16 protein-coding genes are annotated in these 16094 nt (G+C 65.0%); 13 read left to right on the top strand and 3 right to left on the bottom strand.

All coding sequences use genetic code 11. From position 1 onward, the window contains the following. Nucleotides 1-43: 43 nt before the first annotated feature. The 3 genes from QCE62_RS20725 to nadE are packed head-to-tail and all read left to right on the top strand — an operon-like array spanning nucleotide 44 to nucleotide 4168. A complete protein-coding gene (locus QCE62_RS20725) occupies nucleotides 44-1576 on the top strand; it encodes an ATPase domain-containing protein (protein ID WP_309922576.1) in 1533 nt (510 codons plus the stop codon). Further along, on the top strand, nucleotides 1573-3312 hold the full coding sequence (locus tag QCE62_RS20720) for an ATP-binding protein (RefSeq protein WP_309922574.1): 1740 nt from the start codon (nucleotides 1573-1575) through the stop codon (nucleotides 3310-3312). Before QCE62_RS20725 ends, QCE62_RS20720 begins: the two co-directional genes overlap by 4 nt. A 22-nt stretch (nucleotides 3313-3334) precedes the next feature. After that, on the top strand, nucleotides 3335-4168 hold the full coding sequence (gene nadE / locus QCE62_RS20715; protein ID WP_309922570.1) for an ammonia-dependent NAD(+) synthetase: 834 nt from the start codon (nucleotides 3335-3337) through the stop codon (nucleotides 4166-4168). 241 nt (nucleotides 4169-4409) lie between these two features. On the opposite strand, the gene QCE62_RS20710 is transcribed toward nadE, so the two are convergent. Then, nucleotides 4410-5192 carry an SDR family oxidoreductase gene (locus QCE62_RS20710; RefSeq protein WP_309922568.1) on the bottom strand — a complete coding sequence of 261 codons (783 nt, stop codon included), beginning with the start codon at nucleotides 5190-5192 and terminating at the stop codon, nucleotides 4410-4412. A 100-nt stretch (nucleotides 5193-5292) separates the two neighbouring features. Further along, nucleotides 5293-6234, bottom strand: coding sequence for an AEC family transporter (locus tag QCE62_RS20705; RefSeq protein WP_309922565.1), 942 nt, complete (start codon nucleotides 6232-6234; stop codon nucleotides 5293-5295). A 100-nt stretch (nucleotides 6235-6334) separates the two neighbouring features. Here QCE62_RS20705 and QCE62_RS20700 point away from each other — a divergent pair, with 100 nt between their 5' ends. The 6 genes from QCE62_RS20700 (at nucleotide 6335) to QCE62_RS20675 (ending at nucleotide 10856) form a co-directional block, all read left to right on the top strand. Further along, complete coding sequence (locus QCE62_RS20700; protein WP_309922563.1) at nucleotides 6335-7216, top strand: LysR family transcriptional regulator; 882 nt, start codon at nucleotides 6335-6337, stop codon at nucleotides 7214-7216. Between the two features lie 65 nt (nucleotides 7217-7281). Next, nucleotides 7282-7503, top strand: a complete 222-nt coding sequence (locus QCE62_RS20695) for a hypothetical protein (RefSeq protein WP_309922560.1) — start codon at nucleotides 7282-7284, stop codon at nucleotides 7501-7503. 167 nt (nucleotides 7504-7670) lie between these two features. Continuing rightward, nucleotides 7671-8042 (top strand): CidA/LrgA family protein, encoded by a 372-nt coding sequence (locus QCE62_RS20690; RefSeq protein WP_309922557.1) that lies wholly within the window; start codon nucleotides 7671-7673, stop codon nucleotides 8040-8042. Then, on the top strand, nucleotides 8039-8773 hold the full coding sequence (locus QCE62_RS20685) for an LrgB family protein (protein WP_309922554.1): 735 nt from the start codon (nucleotides 8039-8041) through the stop codon (nucleotides 8771-8773). The genes QCE62_RS20690 and QCE62_RS20685 overlap by 4 nt, the downstream gene beginning before the upstream one ends. Before the next feature lie 222 nt (nucleotides 8774-8995). Then, nucleotides 8996-9520 carry a DUF4142 domain-containing protein gene (locus tag QCE62_RS20680; protein WP_409017887.1) on the top strand — a complete coding sequence of 175 codons (525 nt, stop codon included), beginning with the start codon at nucleotides 8996-8998 and terminating at the stop codon, nucleotides 9518-9520. 67 nt (nucleotides 9521-9587) lie between these two features. Continuing rightward, a complete protein-coding gene (locus tag QCE62_RS20675; RefSeq protein WP_309922548.1) occupies nucleotides 9588-10856 on the top strand; it encodes an FAD-dependent oxidoreductase in 1269 nt (422 codons plus the stop codon). A 24-nt stretch (nucleotides 10857-10880) separates the two neighbouring features. On the opposite strand, the gene QCE62_RS20670 is transcribed toward QCE62_RS20675, so the two are convergent. Next, a complete protein-coding gene (locus QCE62_RS20670) occupies nucleotides 10881-11630 on the bottom strand; it encodes an SDR family oxidoreductase (RefSeq protein ID WP_309922545.1) in 750 nt (249 codons plus the stop codon). Between the two features lie 248 nt (nucleotides 11631-11878). On the opposite strand from QCE62_RS20670, the gene QCE62_RS20665 reads away from it, so the two are divergent. From QCE62_RS20665 to QCE62_RS20650, 4 genes are read left to right on the top strand one after another with little or no spacing between them, the layout of a single operon-like run. Beyond that, nucleotides 11879-13246, top strand: a complete 1368-nt coding sequence (locus tag QCE62_RS20665; protein WP_309922542.1) for an LLM class flavin-dependent oxidoreductase — start codon at nucleotides 11879-11881, stop codon at nucleotides 13244-13246. Nucleotides 13247-13272: 26 nt separating this feature from the next. Continuing rightward, nucleotides 13273-14349: an ABC transporter ATP-binding protein gene (locus QCE62_RS20660; protein ID WP_309922539.1), complete on the top strand. Its 1077-nt coding sequence runs from the start codon at nucleotides 13273-13275 to the stop codon at nucleotides 14347-14349. After that, a complete protein-coding gene (locus QCE62_RS20655) occupies nucleotides 14346-15251 on the top strand; it encodes an ABC transporter permease (protein ID WP_309922536.1) in 906 nt (301 codons plus the stop codon). Before QCE62_RS20660 ends, QCE62_RS20655 begins: the two co-directional genes overlap by 4 nt. Continuing rightward, nucleotides 15248-16066, top strand: coding sequence for an ABC transporter permease (locus tag QCE62_RS20650; protein ID WP_309922535.1), 819 nt, complete (start codon nucleotides 15248-15250; stop codon nucleotides 16064-16066). The genes QCE62_RS20655 and QCE62_RS20650 overlap by 4 nt, the downstream gene beginning before the upstream one ends. The last annotated feature ends 28 nt before the right edge of the window (nucleotides 16067-16094 follow it).

The raw sequence follows: 16094 nt of genomic DNA, 5'->3' as shown, positions 1-16094 counted from the left end.
CGAAACAGATACCATCGATCGACAAAGCTATCGCTTCGAATCCATGACAGACCCGAAACCTCCCCGCATTTCTTCCGGCCTCACGGCCCTCGATGACATCCTGAACGGCGGCTGGCCCGCCAGCAGGCTCTATCTGATCGAAGGCGCGCCGGGCTCGGGGAAGACCACGCTGGGTCTGCAGTTCCTGCTGGACGGCGTGGCCGCCGGGGAGACCGTGCTCTTCATCACGCTCTCGGAAACTTCTCAGGAGCTGGATGAAGTGGCGAACGCGCACGGCTGGTCGATGGACGGCATCACCGTCTTCGAGATGGAAGAAGCCGAATTGAAGCTCGGCATCGACGGCGACCAGAGCCTCCTGCATTCGTGGGAGATCGAACTCGGCGAGGTGATCCGCCATATCACGGAACACGTCGAGCGCGTCAAGCCGTCGCGCATCGTGTTCGACAGCTTGTCGGAATTGCGCCTGCTCGCGCAGGACCCGCTGCGCTTTCGGCGCCAGTTGCTGTCGCTCAAGCACTTCTTCAACAACAACGCCGCCACCGTCCTGCTGATGGACGACATGAGCGCGCGCGGCATGCATGACGTCGATCTGCACAGCCTCTGTCATGGCGTGCTGACGCTGGAGCGCCTCACGCTCGACTTCGGCGTCGCGCGGCGGCGCCTGCAAGTGCAGAAGCTTCGGGGAAGCGCGTTTCGGGAAGGTTTTCACGATTTCGCGATCCGCGAGGGCGGTCTGCAAATTTTTCCGCGCCTGGTTGCGCTGGAACATCACGCCGAATTCGTCGGGGACGTCCTGCCGAGCGGCTCGGCGGCGCTCGATGCATTGCTCGGCGGCGGCCCGCTGCGTGGCACAAGCACGCTGATCACGGGCCCCGCCGGTACCGGCAAGACTACGCTGTCCCTGAAATATGCGGCGCAGGCGTGCGCACGCGGCGAGCGCTGCGTCATCTACGAATTCGACGAACGTATCGGCACGCTGCTCGTGCGTTCGAGGGGCATCGGAATCGACTTGCAACCGCACATCGATGCCGGTCTGCTGGAAATCAGGCAGGTTGACCCGTCCGAGATCTCGCCCGGCGAGTTCACGAGCCTCGTGCGTTCGGAAGTCACCCACAACGATGCGCGGCTCATCATCATCGACAGCCTGAACGGCTATGTGGCCGCGATGCCGCAGGAAAAACAGCTCATCCTGCAACTACACGAGTTGCTGTCATTCCTGAACCAGCAGGGCGTCGCGACCTTCCTCGTCAATCCGCATCAGGGTTTGATCGGGAACATGCATTCGGGCTCGCTGAACATCAGCTATATCGCCGACGCCGTCATCCTGCTGCGTTTCTTTGAAGCCGAAGGGCGTGTGCGCAAGGCGCTCTCGGTGCTCAAGAATCGCGGCAGTCTGCACGAGAGTACGATTCGCGAACTGGTCATCAGCTCGCGCGGGCTGGAGTTGAGTGAACCGCTGACGCGCTTCAACGGCGTGCTGAGCGGCACGCCCACCTACATGGGCGGTGCGGCGGGACTCGGCAAGCAGCGCGATTCGGTCCAGTTTGGCGGCGAGAACGGCGTTCCCTTGGAATGAAGGCATTCTCGCGCCTTATCGTCATCTTCGCGCGCTTCGGACGCGACGCGCAGACAGCCGAAATGCTGCTGCGCAAGCGTGCAATCGCCACGACGACCGTGCACAGCTTCGACGCGTTCGTCGAGGCTATCGATCCCTACGTGGGCGGCGTGCTGCTCACCGACGAGTCGCTGTCCGGCGCGGACCTTTCCGTGCTGGCGAACAAGCTCGACGCGCAGCCGTCATGGTCCGACGTGCCGTTCATCATCCTGACGCAGCGCAGCCGCTTCGAGCACGCGCATCATCGCCGTCTGGCGGGGCGGCTGCCGGCGCGCATGACCAACCTCGTCTATATCGAGCGGCCCGCGAGTTCACTTGCGTTGACGAGTGCCGTCGAGGCCGCGCTCTCCGGCCGCGAGCGACAGTTCCAGATTCGCGACGAACTGCGCGCGGCGGCGACGATGAACGAGCGTCTGAGCGCAGCCGAAGGGCGGCTGGCGCGCAGTCATGCCGAGCTCGAACGGCAAGTTGCAGCCCGTACGCATGAACTGCGCGAGACGAATCGCAGGCTGACGGAAGAGGTGCAGGAGCGCACGCGCGCGGAAGAGGCGCTGGCGCACGCGCAAAAGATGGAAGCGGTCGGCCGGCTGACGGGGGGCATCGCGCATGACTTCAATAACCTGCTGATGGCGCTGGTCGCCAATCTCGAACTCGCGCGCCGGAAGCTGGACAGCGATCACGCCGTCCTGCCGCTGTTGAACAATGCGCTGCGCGTGACGGAGCGCGGCTCGAAGCTATCCGGCCAGCTGCTTGCGTTCTCGCGCATCCAGAAGCTGGTCCTGCAGCCGGTGGACATCGACGCACGCATGCGCGACCTCATGGACCTGGCGCGTCACTCACTCGGTGTGTCGCATACGATCGAAGCGCATTTCGCGGCGGAGTCGCACTTCGTGATTGCGGATTCGAACCAGATCGAACTTGCCATACTGAATCTCGTGAACAACGCACGCGACGCCATGCCGGGCGGCGGCGTCATCACGCTGTCCACGTCTACACGCATGCTGGACGAGCCGGACGCGGACCTGCCTTCTGGCGAGTATGTCGAGATCAAGGTGTCGGATACGGGCACGGGCATCAGCGAAGAAGCGCGGCAACGTATCTTCGATCCGTTCTTCACCACCAAGCCGGTGGGCAAGGGCACCGGGCTCGGGCTCGCGCAGGTCTGGGGGATCGCTCACCAGTGCGGCGGCACGGTCAAGGTGGACAGCGAGTTCGGCAAGGGCGCGTCCTTTTCGATTCTTCTGCCCGTCGCCGGATCGGAAAGAGAAGAGCCGGCCGGGACCCTGCCCGTAGCGGACGGGACCGCGGGGGACGCAGCGGGCGCGGAAGGGACGTCTGTCCTCATCATCGATGACGACGACAACGTGCGCGAATCGCTGGTCGCCGGCCTCGAGATGGACGCATTCGAAGTACGCGATGCGCGCAGCGGCACCGAAGGGCTTGCGATGATCGGCGAGGACTTCCCGAACGTACTGGTCGTCGATTACGCCATGCCCGCGATGAACGGCGCGGAGGTGGCACGCGCTGCGCAGAAAATCCGGCCCGGCTTGCCCGTCGTCATGGTGACCGGCTATTCGGATACGGCGGCGCTGGATGGCGTGGCGAACGCGGAAGTGCTGCGCAAGCCGTTTTCGCTGGCTGAGCTGAGCCGGCATATTGCGAGGCTGCGGCGCTCCACGGCGCGACCGTCATCGTAGTCGAAGCGATCAGGGAGGAAGCATGAGCGAAGACGGGCGAGCGTGGCAAGCGCAGGTGATCCGCGAGTTGAACGTGGCGGCAAGCTTCGCTGTCGACAGCGAACGCGAGCGCCGCATCGGCTTCCTGTGCGATTACCTGATGTCGCACGGATTGCGGACCTATGTGCTGGGCATCAGCGGCGGGGTGGATTCATCGACGGCGGGGCGGCTCGCGCAACTGGCCGTCGAACGTCTGCGCGCGCAAGCGTATGAAGCACGCTTCGTCGCGGTCCGGCTGCCGTATGGCGTGCAGCGCGATGAAGACGACGCCCGGCGCGCGCTCGAATTCATACAGCCCGACGAGACGCTCGAAGTCAACGTCAAGGGCGCATCGGATGAGATGCTCGCGGCGCTCGAACTGGGCGGCGCGCAGTATGCCGATGACTTCCAGAAGGACTTCGTGCTCGGCAACATCAAGGCGCGCCAGCGCATGATCGCGCAATACGCGATAGCGGGCGCGCGAGCCGGCGTGGTGATCGGCACGGATCACGCCGCTGAATCGCTGATGGGCTTCTTCACCAAGTTCGGCGATGGCGGCGCGGATGTGCTGCCGCTTTCGGGCCTGACGAAGCGTCGCGTGCGCGCGCTGGCGATGTCGATGGGCGCTTCGACGCAACTCGCCATGAAGGTGCCGACGGCCGATCTCGAAACGCTCACGCCGCAGCGTCCGGACGAGGACAGCTACGGCATCACCTACGAAAACATCGATGACTTCCTGGAGGGCAGGGAAGTCAATGAAGCAATCCTGACGACGATCCGCCGCTTCTACCTGGCAACGCGTCACAAGCGCGCATTGCCGGTGGAAGTCGGCGCGTAACTTTCCTTTCAGCTTTCATGCCTTTGCCACCCATTGCACCTGATCTTTTCGTCAAACAGATCAACGAGCTCCTACCGGATAAACAGGGTTATACGCCGGACCTCGTCGTCTTCCTGACGCCGCGCGGATGCCAGGAGCCCAAAGCAACAGGATGGGACTGGCAGCCTCACTCACCCGAGACAGATGCGGCCGTCAAACAGGCATTCGAGGACATCCGGCACCTGCACGGCTTCTAGAAGCATCACGCCTGCGGCGGCTGTCCGTTCGAGGCGCTGAGCCCGCCATCCACCGGCAAATTCACGCCGGTAACGAAGCGCGCGTCGTCGCTTGCGAGAAAGGCGATGACGGCCGCGATATCTTCAGGCGTCGCCACGCGGCCGAGCGGAATGCGCTCTTCGAACTTCGCCATCAGCTTTTCATTGCCGAGCATGTCTTGCGTCAGATCGGTCGCGGTCAGGCTAGGGCAGACCGCGTTCACGCGCACGCCATCGCGGCCATGATCCATGGCGAGGGCGCGCGTGAAGTTGGTCACGGCGCCCTTGGCCGCGTTGTAGAAACTCATGCCCCAGTCGCCTCCCAGTCCCGATACCGACGACACATTCACGATGCAGCCCCGCGAATCGATCAGATGCCGGATCGCGGCACGGCAGCAATAGAACACGCCGTCGAGATCGGTGGACATGACCGCGCGCCAGTCGTCGAGCGAGGCTTCGTCGATGCGCCCTGTCGGCGCCACGCCCGCGTTGTTGACGAGGACGTCGATGCGGCCAAAGCGGTCGATGGCCGCGTCGATCAATTGCTTTGCGTCGTCGGGCTTCGAGGCGTCGAATGTGTGCACGAGCGTGCGTGCCGGATCGAGATCGCGCGCGAGGCGGTCAAGCTTCTCGCGTGTGCGGCCGGCCAGCACCACCGAAGCGCCTTCGCTTGCAAAGCGCCGCGCCGTGCCTTCGCCGATACCCGAGCCTGCGCCCGTCACGATGACGGTTTTCGCTTCGAAGCGGGCGGTGTTGTTGAAGTCGTTCATGACGGATGTGGAGAGAGGGGTGATGGAGCCTGCGGTGCTGCAAGTGTCGTTCCACTTCCGTTTCGGGTTTATTCACGAGTGACGATGACGCCTCGGCGCGCTAAGCGCCCGACCGGACGTACACGAGAATGACCGAAAGCGTCACGAGCGAGGCAAGCGTGGTGAACAGGATCGTACGTGACGTCACCTGCGCTTCCCGTCGATAGAACTCCGCGAGCATGAATGGCCCGGTGCCCGTGGGCAATGCGGCGAGCACGAGCGTCATGTTGACCATCGGCGTCGGCATCGAGAAGACTCGCGCGGCGAGCCACCATGCAAGCGCGGGTTGCAGGAGCAGCTTGGTGCCCGTGAGCAGAAGCGCACTCCGTTGTGTAGCAACCGCGGCCCTGCGCTCGGCGAGAAACAGACCCAGGCTGACCAGCGCACACGGACTTGCGGCGCCGCTCAGGAGTTTGAGGAACGCGACCACGCTATCGGGCAGCGCAACATGCGCAGCCGAGAACAACACGCCGGCCAGCGGCGAGACGATCAACGGATTCCTGCCCAGCGAGACCAGCACCTTGCTCGCGAGTTTGTGCGGCCGCCGCTCGGCTTGCAGGCTCAGTTCAATCAACACGATCGCGACGGCGAACAGCACGCATGCAATCAGGATCGTGGCGATGGTGGTCGGCGTGAGACTCTCCGGGCCGAATGCCATGAGGCACAGCGGAAAGCCCACGTAACCGGTATTCGGATAAGCGCCCGCGATGGCGTCGATGCTCGCGTCCGCGAGGTGCAGGCCGTTGATCATCCGGTAGGCGAGGATCAGCAGGAAGGTCACGCCGCCGGCGATGCTGAAGACGGCGATGAACGCGGGCTGATCGAGCTGTTTCCACGTGGCATGTGCCATCGTGTTGAAGAGCAATGCCGGCAAGGCCAGCCAGACCACGAAGCGGTTGAGTTCGGAGGCGGCCGTGGGCCCGAGCACGCCGCGCCTGCGGCAGACAAAACCCGCCAGGATGAGCGCGAAGACGGGAAGCAGGATCCCAAGCGTCGAAAGCATGATGCAGTTATCGAGAAAGAAAGAACGGAGCAAGGGTAATCCCTAGGGGAGATACAATCCAATACCGTCTTCGACCCCTTTCGAAACCTTTTTTGCATCGATGATCGATTTCAAGCGCTTGCGCTACTTCGTGGTTCTCGCCGAGACGCGGCATTTCGGGCGCGCAGCGGCGCGGCTGCATCTGTCGCAGCCGCCGCTCAGCCGGCAGTTGATCGCGCTCGAAAAGGAACTGGGCGTGAAGCTGATCGAACGCGGGCCGCGTGGCGTGACGCTGACGGCCGCCGGCGAGCGCTTCCATATCGATGCGAAAGCCGTGCTAGCCGCGCTGGAGCAGGCGCAGACGAACTGCCGGGCGGCGGCGGCGGGCACGGCGGGCGCGTTGTCGCTGGGCTTCACGATGTGCGCCGCCTACAGCGTGGTGCCCGGTTATGCGCGGCGCTTCAGCGCGGCCTGTCCCGATGTCGATGTGAGTCTTCGCGAGGTCGTCTCGAACGATCTGTCGCAGCGGGTCGTCGACGGCAGCCTGGACGCGGCCATCATGTTTCCCGGCATCTTCGACAAGAGCCTCACGACCGAGACCATCTTCTCGGAGCCGTTGTGCGTGGCGCTGCCGCGCGGGCATCGGCTGGCGAAACAGCGGCGCATCAGGATCGCGCAACTTGCGGAAGAAACCTTCGTGCTCGCCATGGAAGAAGTGGCGCCCAAGTTCAGGGCCGTCATCGACCAGCATTGCCGCTCGGGCGGTTTTGAACCGGTCGTCGGCTTCGAGGTGCAGTTGCAGCAGACCGTGCTGAGCCTCGTCAACGAGGAAGCGGGCGTGGCGCTCGTGCCGCGGTCGATGAGCAAGGCGAGGCTGGCCGGCGTCGTGTTCCGCGAACTCGTCGATGCGCCGTGCGTCGAGCAGGTGCTCGTGTGGTCGCGCGCAAATCGCAATCCCTGCCTGAAGCAGTTCATCGAGCTGGTGCAAGGGGCGGAAGCTTGAAACGGTCGAGTCCAGCGGTATGCGGCTTGCTGTGCAAGAGCTACGTCAATTTCATGGAGGTCGATATGGCCGGAGATACCGCTTACAAGCCGGGCGAAATCGTGAAGGTCTCGGGAATCTATTCCGTGGTCCACGATGACGGCAAGAATACGTTCGAAGTCACCTGTGTCGAAGGCGAGCACTTCCCGCCGACGCGCAGTGGCAAAGGCGCGCATTTCGAACTGAAGTACGGGGCGACTCATTCGCACAAGCATGACGAGTTGAAGGGCACGGAAGCGCGCGGCTGATCAACGAAGTCAGCGCAGCGATGGGGGCGGCAGCGGCAGTAGAATGATCGCCCCGCATTCGGCCGGTGCGGCTGCCGCGTGCATGTTGCCGTGCATGCCATGCATGCCGTGCTTGCGCCGAGCGCGGGACAGGTGTCACGACCTATCCCACGCCCGAGGCCCCCATCATGCTTGCCGCCATCGCCACTCTGCTCGTCTTCCAGTGTCTCGGAGAAGGGCTTTCCTACCTCTTCAGCATTCCCGTTCCCGGTCCCGTCGTCGGCATGCTTCTGTTGCTTGCCTGGATGACGCTGCGTCCCGCGCAAGCCGCCGCACTCGAAGGCACCGCGCTTGAACTGCTCCGGCATCTGTCGCTGCTGTTCGTGCCGGCGGGCGTCGGCATCATGGTGTCGGCGAGCGCGTTGCGCGGCGACGTGCTGGCCGTCGCGCTCTCCGTCGCCATCAGCACGGCGCTGGCCATCACCGTCACCGCGCTCGTCATGCGCGCGATGCTGCGGCGTCAACGCCGCTTGTCCGATCCGACCGGAGGCCGCGCATGATCCCGGCTCCCCGCTTCGGCGCAATCTGGGTCTACCTCGCGGCCACGCCGCTGCTGGGACTCACCATCACGCTGCTCGCCTATCTGATCGCGCAGCGCCTCTATGCCACTTGCCGCTTCAATCCGCTCGCCAATCCGGTGCTGATTGCCGTGGCGATCGTCGTCGTCGTGCTGAAGACGAGCGCGACGCCCTACGACACCTACTTCGACGGCGCGCAGTTCGTGCACTTCCTGCTCGGACCCGCGACCGTCGCGCTGGCGCTGCCGCTCTATCGCCAGCTGCCGAATCTGAAGCGGCTGGCGATACCCATCGTCGTCAGTCTCGTCGCGGGTTCCTTGACGGCGATCGTCTCGGCGGTGGCCGTGGCGAAGCTGCTCGGCGCATCGCATCAGTCGATCGCCTCGCTGGCGCCCAAGTCCGCGACGACGCCCATCGCGATGGCGGTGGCGAAGGAAATCGGCGGCGTGCCGTCGTTGACGGCAGTGCTGGTCATCACGACGGGCGTGTTCGGCGCGGTGATTGCGCGGGGTCTGCTCAACCTGCTGCGCGTGACCGAGGTCGAGGCGCGCGGCTTTGCGCTGGGCGTGGCGTCGCATGGGATCGGCACGGCGCGCGCCTTTCAGGTCAGCGAGGAGATGGGCGCGTTTGCGGGACTCGGCATGGGGCTGAACGGCATCCTGACGGCGTTCGTCGTGCCGGTGCTGCTGCCGTTCCTGTCGCGGCTGTTTTAACGCGGGCAGGTCCGTACGTTGCTCGACAGTGTTTGTCCCCGCTCCGGGACGTGACGTTGTTGATGGCTTGGCCCGCGGTGTTTCAGCGGGCTTTTTTTCGCCGGTTACCAAGAGCAATGGAAGCAGGCAGGGCACAGGCGACGTGGCATTCGCATTGCTGTCGCATCAGGACCCATGTGAATGTCAACCGAGGAGACTCTCATGAAAGCCAGCCCCGCCCTGATGTCCCTGTGTGCTTCCGCGCTGATCGGCATGACGCCGCTTGCCGCCATGGCGCAAACGCAGGCCGCGAGCACCACGCAGGCCAACGATCTGCCTGAAGTCGACAAGGCGTTCGTCCAGGCCGCCACCCAATCCAGCTCCACGGAGATCGATACCGCCAAGCTCGCGACAAGCCAGTCGCAGGACAAGGACGTGAAGAACTTCGCGCATCACATGATGATCGACCATACGAAGCTGACGTTGCAGCTCAAGATGGCCGCGCCGCATGGTGTCGCGGTGCCGAAGGACAACTCGGATACCTCGGTGATCGATGCCCTCAAGCCGCTGAAGGGCAAGGAGTTCGACAAGATGTATATCCAGAAGGTCGGCGTGGAAGGACATGAGAAGGCGGTTGCCGCGTTCCAGAAGGAAGCGCAGGAAGGCCAGAATGCCGATCTCAGGAAGGCCGCTCAGAAGGCGCTGCCCACCATCCAGAAGCACCTGAAGATGGCGCAGGATCTGGCGGCCATGAAGGGCGTGCAGTAAGTCGGAGCGGTAGCGGTGACGCGTCGATGCTAGAGTCCTGATCGACGCGTTCACCTTTCTCTCTTCGATGCACAGCACGCCTTCCTCTTCGGTTTCCACTGACGTCGCCGTCATCGGCGCAGGCATCGTCGGCCTGGCGGTCGCGCATCACGTGCGCAAACTGGGCCGCAGCGTCACGCTGATCGATCGCGCCGAGCCTGCATCGCAATGTTCCATGGGCAATGCGGGCGCGCTCTCTTACCATTCCGTCGCACCGCTGGCGATGCCGGGCGTGTTGAAGAACGCCATGTCGATGCTGCGCGACGAGGACGGCCCGCTCTATCTGCCGCCGTCCTACTTGCCGCATGCAGCGGGCTGGCTCTGGCGTTTCGTGCGATCGGCGGGCGAGAACCGCGTGCGCGAGATCGCGAGCTCGCTGAGCGCTTTCTTCGACAGTGCCGAAGCGGATCACCGTGAACTCGCGGAAGAGGCCGGTTACGCGGCCGGCCTGCGGACGACGGGACAACTGCATCTTTACCGCTCGGATGCGCAACTGGCCAAGGACGCGCTTGGCTGGGCGCTCAAGACCGAACATGGCGCGAAGCTCACGCGTTTGTCGGGCGGCGCGATTCAGGACATGGAGCCCGACGTCTCACGGGACTACACGCTGGGCCTGTTCGTCGAGAACGATCACTCGGTGCTCAATCCACACGGCTATGCGCTTGCGATTGCGCGCGCCGTCATGCAGGCGGGCGTGAGCTTCAGGCGCGCGGAAGTGAAGGCATTGCGTCCGGAGGCGCAAGGCTGGGCGCTGACCCTCGCGGACGATTCGACCTTGTTCGCGCGCGACGTGATTGTGGCCGCGGGCGCCTGGTCCACGCATTTGCTCGCGCCGCTCGGCGTGCGTGTGCCGCTGGAATCGCAACGCGGTTATCACGTCCACGTGCCGGAGAGCGGCACGCGCCTGTCCCGCACCGTTGTGCTGACCGACCGCAAGGTCTTCATCACGCCGATGGACACCGGCTTGCGCATCGCGGGCACGGTGGAATTCGGCGGACTGGTGCGGCAAGCGAATCCGCGCCGCGCGGCGTTGCTGGCGCGGCATGCGAAGGAAGGCTTGCCCGCGCTCGATCTGCTCGGTGGATCGAGCACCTGGATGGGCCACCGGCCCTGCATGCCGGACTCCATGCCCGTGCTCGGCGCGGTGCCGCGTCACGCCGGGCTATGGCTTGCTTGCGGTCACGGGCATCTCGGGCTGACGGGTTCCGCGACTACCGGGCGTCTGCTGGCGAAGGCCATTCACGGCGAGGCTGTGCCCGAACTCGATCCGTTCTCGATGTCGCGCTTCGGCGGCTAGTGACGCACGGCCCGAAGCGAAGGTTCAAGCATAAGGCGGCCCGCCGCCATCCACATACAGCCGCGTGCCGGTGACGAAACGCGCTTCATCTGACAGCAGATAGGCTACCGCCGACGCGACGTCTTCCGGCGTGCCCGGTCCATCGAGCGCGGTGAGACGCGTGGGCTCCGCGTCGTTCTGGCCCGACGCCATCGACGCGAAACGCGGCGACTGGATCGGCCCCGGCGCGACGGCGTTGACGCGCACGCCATGCGGCCCGTACTTGCGCCCGAGTCCTTGCACGAGCAAGTCGAGGGCTGCATTCACGCTCGAACCCGGAAAGTGATTCGGCGGCGGCGCGATGCCGCCGCGTCCCGAGATCGCGACGACCGCCCCCTTGCCCTGCGCAATGAAGCGCGGCAGCGCGGCGCGTAGGGGCCGCACGGAGCCGAGCAGCTTCGCGTCGATGACGCGTTGCCAGTCGGCGTCGGTGAGATCGAGGAAATCGCCGAACGCGCCGACATTCGTGCTCAGCACGAGGCCGTCCAGACGCTGGAAGCGCTCTTCGATCTGCCTGAATGCTTCGCGCACGCGCGCATCGTCGGCGACATCCACCGATAAGGGCACGACGCGCGGCAAGTCGGCGAACAGCGTGTCGTCGACATTCCGCGACGACGCCACCACATGCGCGCCCGCCTCGGCGAGCCGCCGTACGGTGGCCGCGCCGAGCGCGCCGAAAGCGCCCGTGACCCAGTACACGCGGTCTTTGAAGTGTTCCTGATCCTGACTGGACATGGTTGAAGTCACCGTGGCTGAAAGCCTGCCATGGTGCTGCGTCGCGCGAACGGAACCAACGGATGATTTTGCGAAAGCTTCCGATCCTCGCATGGCTAAGTTATCCACCCGGCTTGCCATGCCCAATGCAGCCGCGGCGCGCTTTACTTAGCAGATGAACTTGGTTGGTCGCAGGCCCGCGCGCTCCTAGTCTGTATGGCTCCGAATTCGTCGGCGCTGACCGCTGACTGTTGACCGCAGGCCCGCACATGACCACACATCTGCATTTCAACGCGTTTCACATGAATGCCCCGGCGCATTCGTGGGCCGGATTCTGGCGGCATCCGCGCGACCGCTCGCTCGAACACAACACGCTCGGCTATTGGGTCGAGCTGGCGCAGACCGCCGAGCGCGGCCTGTTCGACGGCATGTTCCTCGCCGATGTCTTCGGCATCTACGATGTCTATGGCGGCGGCGTGGACGCCACGCTGTTCTCGGCTGCGCAATCGCCGTCGCACGATCCGCTATTGACCGTGCCCGCGATGGCGCATGCGACGAAGCACCTGGGCTTCGGCGTGACGGCGAACCTGACCTACGAGCATCCGTACCAGTTCGCGCGGCGTTTCTCGACGCTCGATCACCTGACCGGCGGACGCGCGGGATGGAACGTCGTCACTGGCTATCTGGAGAGCGCGGCGCGCGGCATGGGACTCGACAAGGCGCGCGAGCACGACGAACGCTATGCGGCCGGCGAAGACTTTCTGGAGGCCGTCTACAAGCTGTGGGAAGGAAGCTGGCTGGATGGCGCCGTGGTGCGCGACAGGCGCGGGGGCAAGCCGTACACGGACCCGTCGCGCATCCGCCGTGTGCAGCATGAAGGGCCGTATTTCCGCGTCGATGGCTTCAATCTCGTCGAGCCCTCGCCGCAACGCACGCCGGTGCTGTACCAGGCCGGTGCATCCGGACGCGGCAAGGCGTTCGCGGGCAAGCATGCCGAGTGCGTGTTCCTCGAAGGCCAGACGCCCGCCATAGTGGCGGCTGCGGCGCGCGACATCCGCGCGCATGCGGTCGATGCTGGCCGCGCCGCCGACGATCTGCTGCTCTATCTCGGTGCGACCGTGGTGGTGGCGCCCACGTCGCAGGAAGCACGCGAACTGCACGCTGAATACGCGGAATACGTCGATACGCTCGGGCAACTGGCGCTGGTATCGGGATGGACAGGCATCGACTTCGCGGCCATGGATCTTGACGAACCGATCCGCTATGTGAAAAGCAACGCGCTGCAATCGACCGTCGAGAATCTGACGAAACGGGCCGGGCGGCCCATCACGCCGCGCGACATGACGCGCTTCGACCAGACCGGCGGGCGTGGACCGTTCATCGTCGGCAGTCCCGCCGAGGTTGCTGATCAGCTGATTTCATGGGCCGATGAAACCGGCGTGGACGGCTTCAACCTCCGCCGCACCGTGATGCCGGAAAGCCTGCATGCCTTCGTCGATCTGGTCGTGCCCGAGTTGCAGAACCGGGGGCGTTATCGCACGGCTTATGCCGAGGGCACCTTGCGCGAAAAGCTGTTCGCGGGCCGCGGGCCGCATCTGCGCGACACCCATCCGGGCGCGCGTTATCGCTCCATTTGAACGCGGCTTGCGAAGAAGGATTCATCATGGCAACTGTCCAGCTGCACAACGTCGTCAAGCGCTATGGCGGCGCACCCGTCGTCGATTCGGTTTCGCTCTCCGTGCGCGACGGCGAATTCCTCACGCTGCTCGGCCCGAGCGGCTGCGGCAAGACCACCTGCCTGCGCATGGTCGCGGGCTTCGTGCAGCCGGATGCGGGGTCGGTGCATATCGGCGGCGAGGACGTGACACGCGTGCCCGCGCACCGGCGCAACACGGGCATGGTGTTCCAGCAGTACGCGCTGTTTCCGCACCTGACGGTGGCGCAGAATCTCGCGTTCGGCCTGCGCATCCGCAAGCTCGCGGGCAAGGAGATCAGGACACGCGTGGCCGAGGCGCTCGCGCTCGTGCGCCTGTCCGGCTATGCCGACCGCTATCCGGAGCAACTGTCGGGCGGACAGAAACAGCGTGTCGCGCTGGCGCGGGCGCTGGTCATCAATCCGCGCGTGCTGCTGCTCGACGAACCGCTCGGCGCGCTCGACCAGAAGCTGCGCGAGGAATTGCAGGCCGAGATCAAGCGCATTCAGCGCGAAGTCGGCATCACGACGATCTTCGTTACGCACGATCAGAACGAGGCGCTCAGTCTCTCGGATCGCATTGTGGTGATGCGGCAGGGCGTCATCGGCCAGATCGGTTCGCCGCAGGAGCTGTATGACCGGCCGGTGGATCGCCATGTCGCGAGTTTCATCGGCAAGATCAATCTGCTCGAAGTCGCGGCGTCGCACGTGGACGGCAACGGCCTCCTGCATGTGCGGGCCAGGTCCTCCGGAACCTTCGAGGTCGATCTCGAAGGCCGGCCCGCGCCCCGGCCCGGCGATCCGCTGCTGCTGGCGCTCAGGCCGGAACGCATCAGGATGGGCGAAGGCGCGGCGAACCGCGTGCAGGGCCGCGTCGAACTCGCGACCTATGCCGGCGACGGCTGGTATCTCGAAGTGCGCACATCTGCGGGCGATCCGCTCATCGTGCGCACCACCGGCCGCGCCGCGCCCGCGCCCGGCGAGCATGTCGCGCTGGGCTGGGAACGCGGCGACGGCGTCCTGCTGCATGACGAGGTGTCCGCATGAGCGACGACACGCTGCTCGTCGCGACGGAGCTCGCCCGTGCACCTGCGCAGCCCTCCCTGGAACGGCGGCGGCAGGCGGTCTATGGCGCGCTCGCGTTGCCGGGACTCGCTTTCCTCGGCGTGTTCTTCGTGGCGCCGCTGGGCTATCTGCTGGTGCTGTCGCTGCATGGCGGCGGTTCGCTGGGACGGGTCGATGACGCCTGGACTCTCGCGAACTACGTGCGCTTCCTGTCGGACGCGTACTACCTGCATATCCTGCTCGATACGCTGGGCTTCGGCGCATTGACCGCGCTGATCTGCGCGGTGTGCGGCTTTCCGTTCAGCTACTGGCTGGCGCGCACACACTCACGCTGGCGCACGCCGATGCTCTTCGTCACCGTGCTGCCCTTGCTCATCAGCGCGGTGATCCGCAATCTCGGCTGGATTCCGGTGCTGACCGAGCACGGCATGCTCAACAGCGTGCTGCTCGCGCTCGGCGTCATCAAGACGCCGCTCGAATGGATCTTCAACTATATCGGCGCGCTGATCGGCATGGTGCACGTGGAGTTTCCTTTCATGGTGCTGATGCTGACCGGCGCGATCCGCAAGATCGATCCGGCGCTCGAAGAGGCCGCCATCAATCTCGGTGCGACGCCCGCGCAAGCCTTCGTGCGCGTCGTGCTGCCGCTGTGCCGGCCCGGACTCGCGGCGGGCGCGTCGATGGTCTTCATGGCCGCGATCAGCGCGCTGGTGACGCCGGGAATACTCGGCGGGCATCGCGTGATGTTCATGGCGCTCTATATCGATCAACAGATGCATAACGTACTCAACTATCCGGTCGGCTCCACCGCGGCCATGCTCACGATGTTCGCCGCGCTCGCGTCGATGTGGCTCGCGCTGCGCGTGAGCGGAGCGCGCACATGAACGCCGTCGCTTCCTTCCTGCCGAAATGGCTGCTGCGCATCGCGATCTTCGCGGTGCCGGTGTTCCTGCTGCTGCCGTTCGTCGGCATTGTCGGCGCATCGTTTTCGAAGAGCGGCGCGCTCGCGTTTCCGCCGAGCGACTGGACCCTTGGCTGGTATCGCGGCATTGCGCCCGGCTGGTACGACGCGCTGCGCTACAGCGTCTGGCTCGGCGCGGCGACCACGGCGCTCGCTACTGCCGTCGGCGTGCCGCTCGCGCTGTCGATCGTGCGCGGGCGCTTCGCGGGCCGCGGCCTCGTCAATGCGCTGTGTGTTGCGCCGCTCGGCGTGCCGACCATCGTCATCGCGGTGGCGGGCTTCAAGTTCTTCATGCTGGCCGCGCAGCTCCAGGACATCGGCCTGAACGGGAACACGGCCGCCATCGTGCTGATGCAGGCCGTCTTCACGTTTCCGCTCGTGGTCCGCGCCGTGATCGCCAGCTTCGCGCACTACGACAGCGCGCTCGACGAAGCCGCGCAGAGCCTCGGCGCCACGCCGTGGCAGGTGTTCTGGCGCATCACAGCGCCGCTCATCGCGCCGGGTGTGATCGCGGGCATGTTGTTCGCGTTCGTCCTGTCCTTCGACGATGTCGTCGTCGCGTGGTTCATGGGCGACCCAGGCCGTCCGACAATGCCCGTCAAGCTCTTCAACGCGATGGAAGTCGAATTCGACAACGCCATCACCGCGCTGTCCACGCTGATCGTCGCCTTCTGGGCGGTGCTCGCGCTCGTGCTCAACCGCTTCTTCCATCTCGAACGCATGTTTTCCCGGCGCTGAGTGCGCTTCATCGATCCATCCGCTTCTC

This window comes from Caballeronia sp. LZ033 (genome assembly GCF_031451265.1).
Lineage (GTDB): Bacteria > Pseudomonadota > Gammaproteobacteria > Burkholderiales > Burkholderiaceae > Caballeronia.
This window is presented reverse-complemented; position numbering and strand designations above follow the sequence as displayed.

Coding starts and splice junctions, on each gene's coding strand:
- QCE62_RS20725 (WP_309922576.1), top strand. CDS start 44: ATGACAGACCCGAAACCTCCCCGCATTTCTTCCGGCCTCACGGCCCTC.
- QCE62_RS20720 (WP_309922574.1), top strand. CDS start 1,573: ATGAAGGCATTCTCGCGCCTTATCGTCATCTTCGCGCGCTTCGGACGC.
- nadE (WP_309922570.1), top strand. CDS start 3,335: ATGAGCGAAGACGGGCGAGCGTGGCAAGCGCAGGTGATCCGCGAGTTG.
- QCE62_RS20710 (WP_309922568.1), bottom strand. CDS start 5,192: ATGAACGACTTCAACAACACCGCCCGCTTCGAAGCGAAAACCGTCATC.
- QCE62_RS20705 (WP_309922565.1), bottom strand. CDS start 6,234: ATGCTTTCGACGCTTGGGATCCTGCTTCCCGTCTTCGCGCTCATCCTG.
- QCE62_RS20700 (WP_309922563.1), top strand. CDS start 6,335: ATGATCGATTTCAAGCGCTTGCGCTACTTCGTGGTTCTCGCCGAGACG.
- QCE62_RS20695 (WP_309922560.1), top strand. CDS start 7,282: ATGGCCGGAGATACCGCTTACAAGCCGGGCGAAATCGTGAAGGTCTCG.
- QCE62_RS20690 (WP_309922557.1), top strand. CDS start 7,671: ATGCTTGCCGCCATCGCCACTCTGCTCGTCTTCCAGTGTCTCGGAGAA.
- QCE62_RS20685 (WP_309922554.1), top strand. CDS start 8,039: ATGATCCCGGCTCCCCGCTTCGGCGCAATCTGGGTCTACCTCGCGGCC.
- QCE62_RS20680 (WP_409017887.1), top strand. CDS start 8,996: ATGTCCCTGTGTGCTTCCGCGCTGATCGGCATGACGCCGCTTGCCGCC.
- QCE62_RS20675 (WP_309922548.1), top strand. CDS start 9,588: ATGCACAGCACGCCTTCCTCTTCGGTTTCCACTGACGTCGCCGTCATC.
- QCE62_RS20670 (WP_309922545.1), bottom strand. CDS start 11,630: ATGTCCAGTCAGGATCAGGAACACTTCAAAGACCGCGTGTACTGGGTC.
- QCE62_RS20665 (WP_309922542.1), top strand. CDS start 11,879: ATGACCACACATCTGCATTTCAACGCGTTTCACATGAATGCCCCGGCG.
- QCE62_RS20660 (WP_309922539.1), top strand. CDS start 13,273: ATGGCAACTGTCCAGCTGCACAACGTCGTCAAGCGCTATGGCGGCGCA.
- QCE62_RS20655 (WP_309922536.1), top strand. CDS start 14,346: ATGAGCGACGACACGCTGCTCGTCGCGACGGAGCTCGCCCGTGCACCT.
- QCE62_RS20650 (WP_309922535.1), top strand. CDS start 15,248: ATGAACGCCGTCGCTTCCTTCCTGCCGAAATGGCTGCTGCGCATCGCG.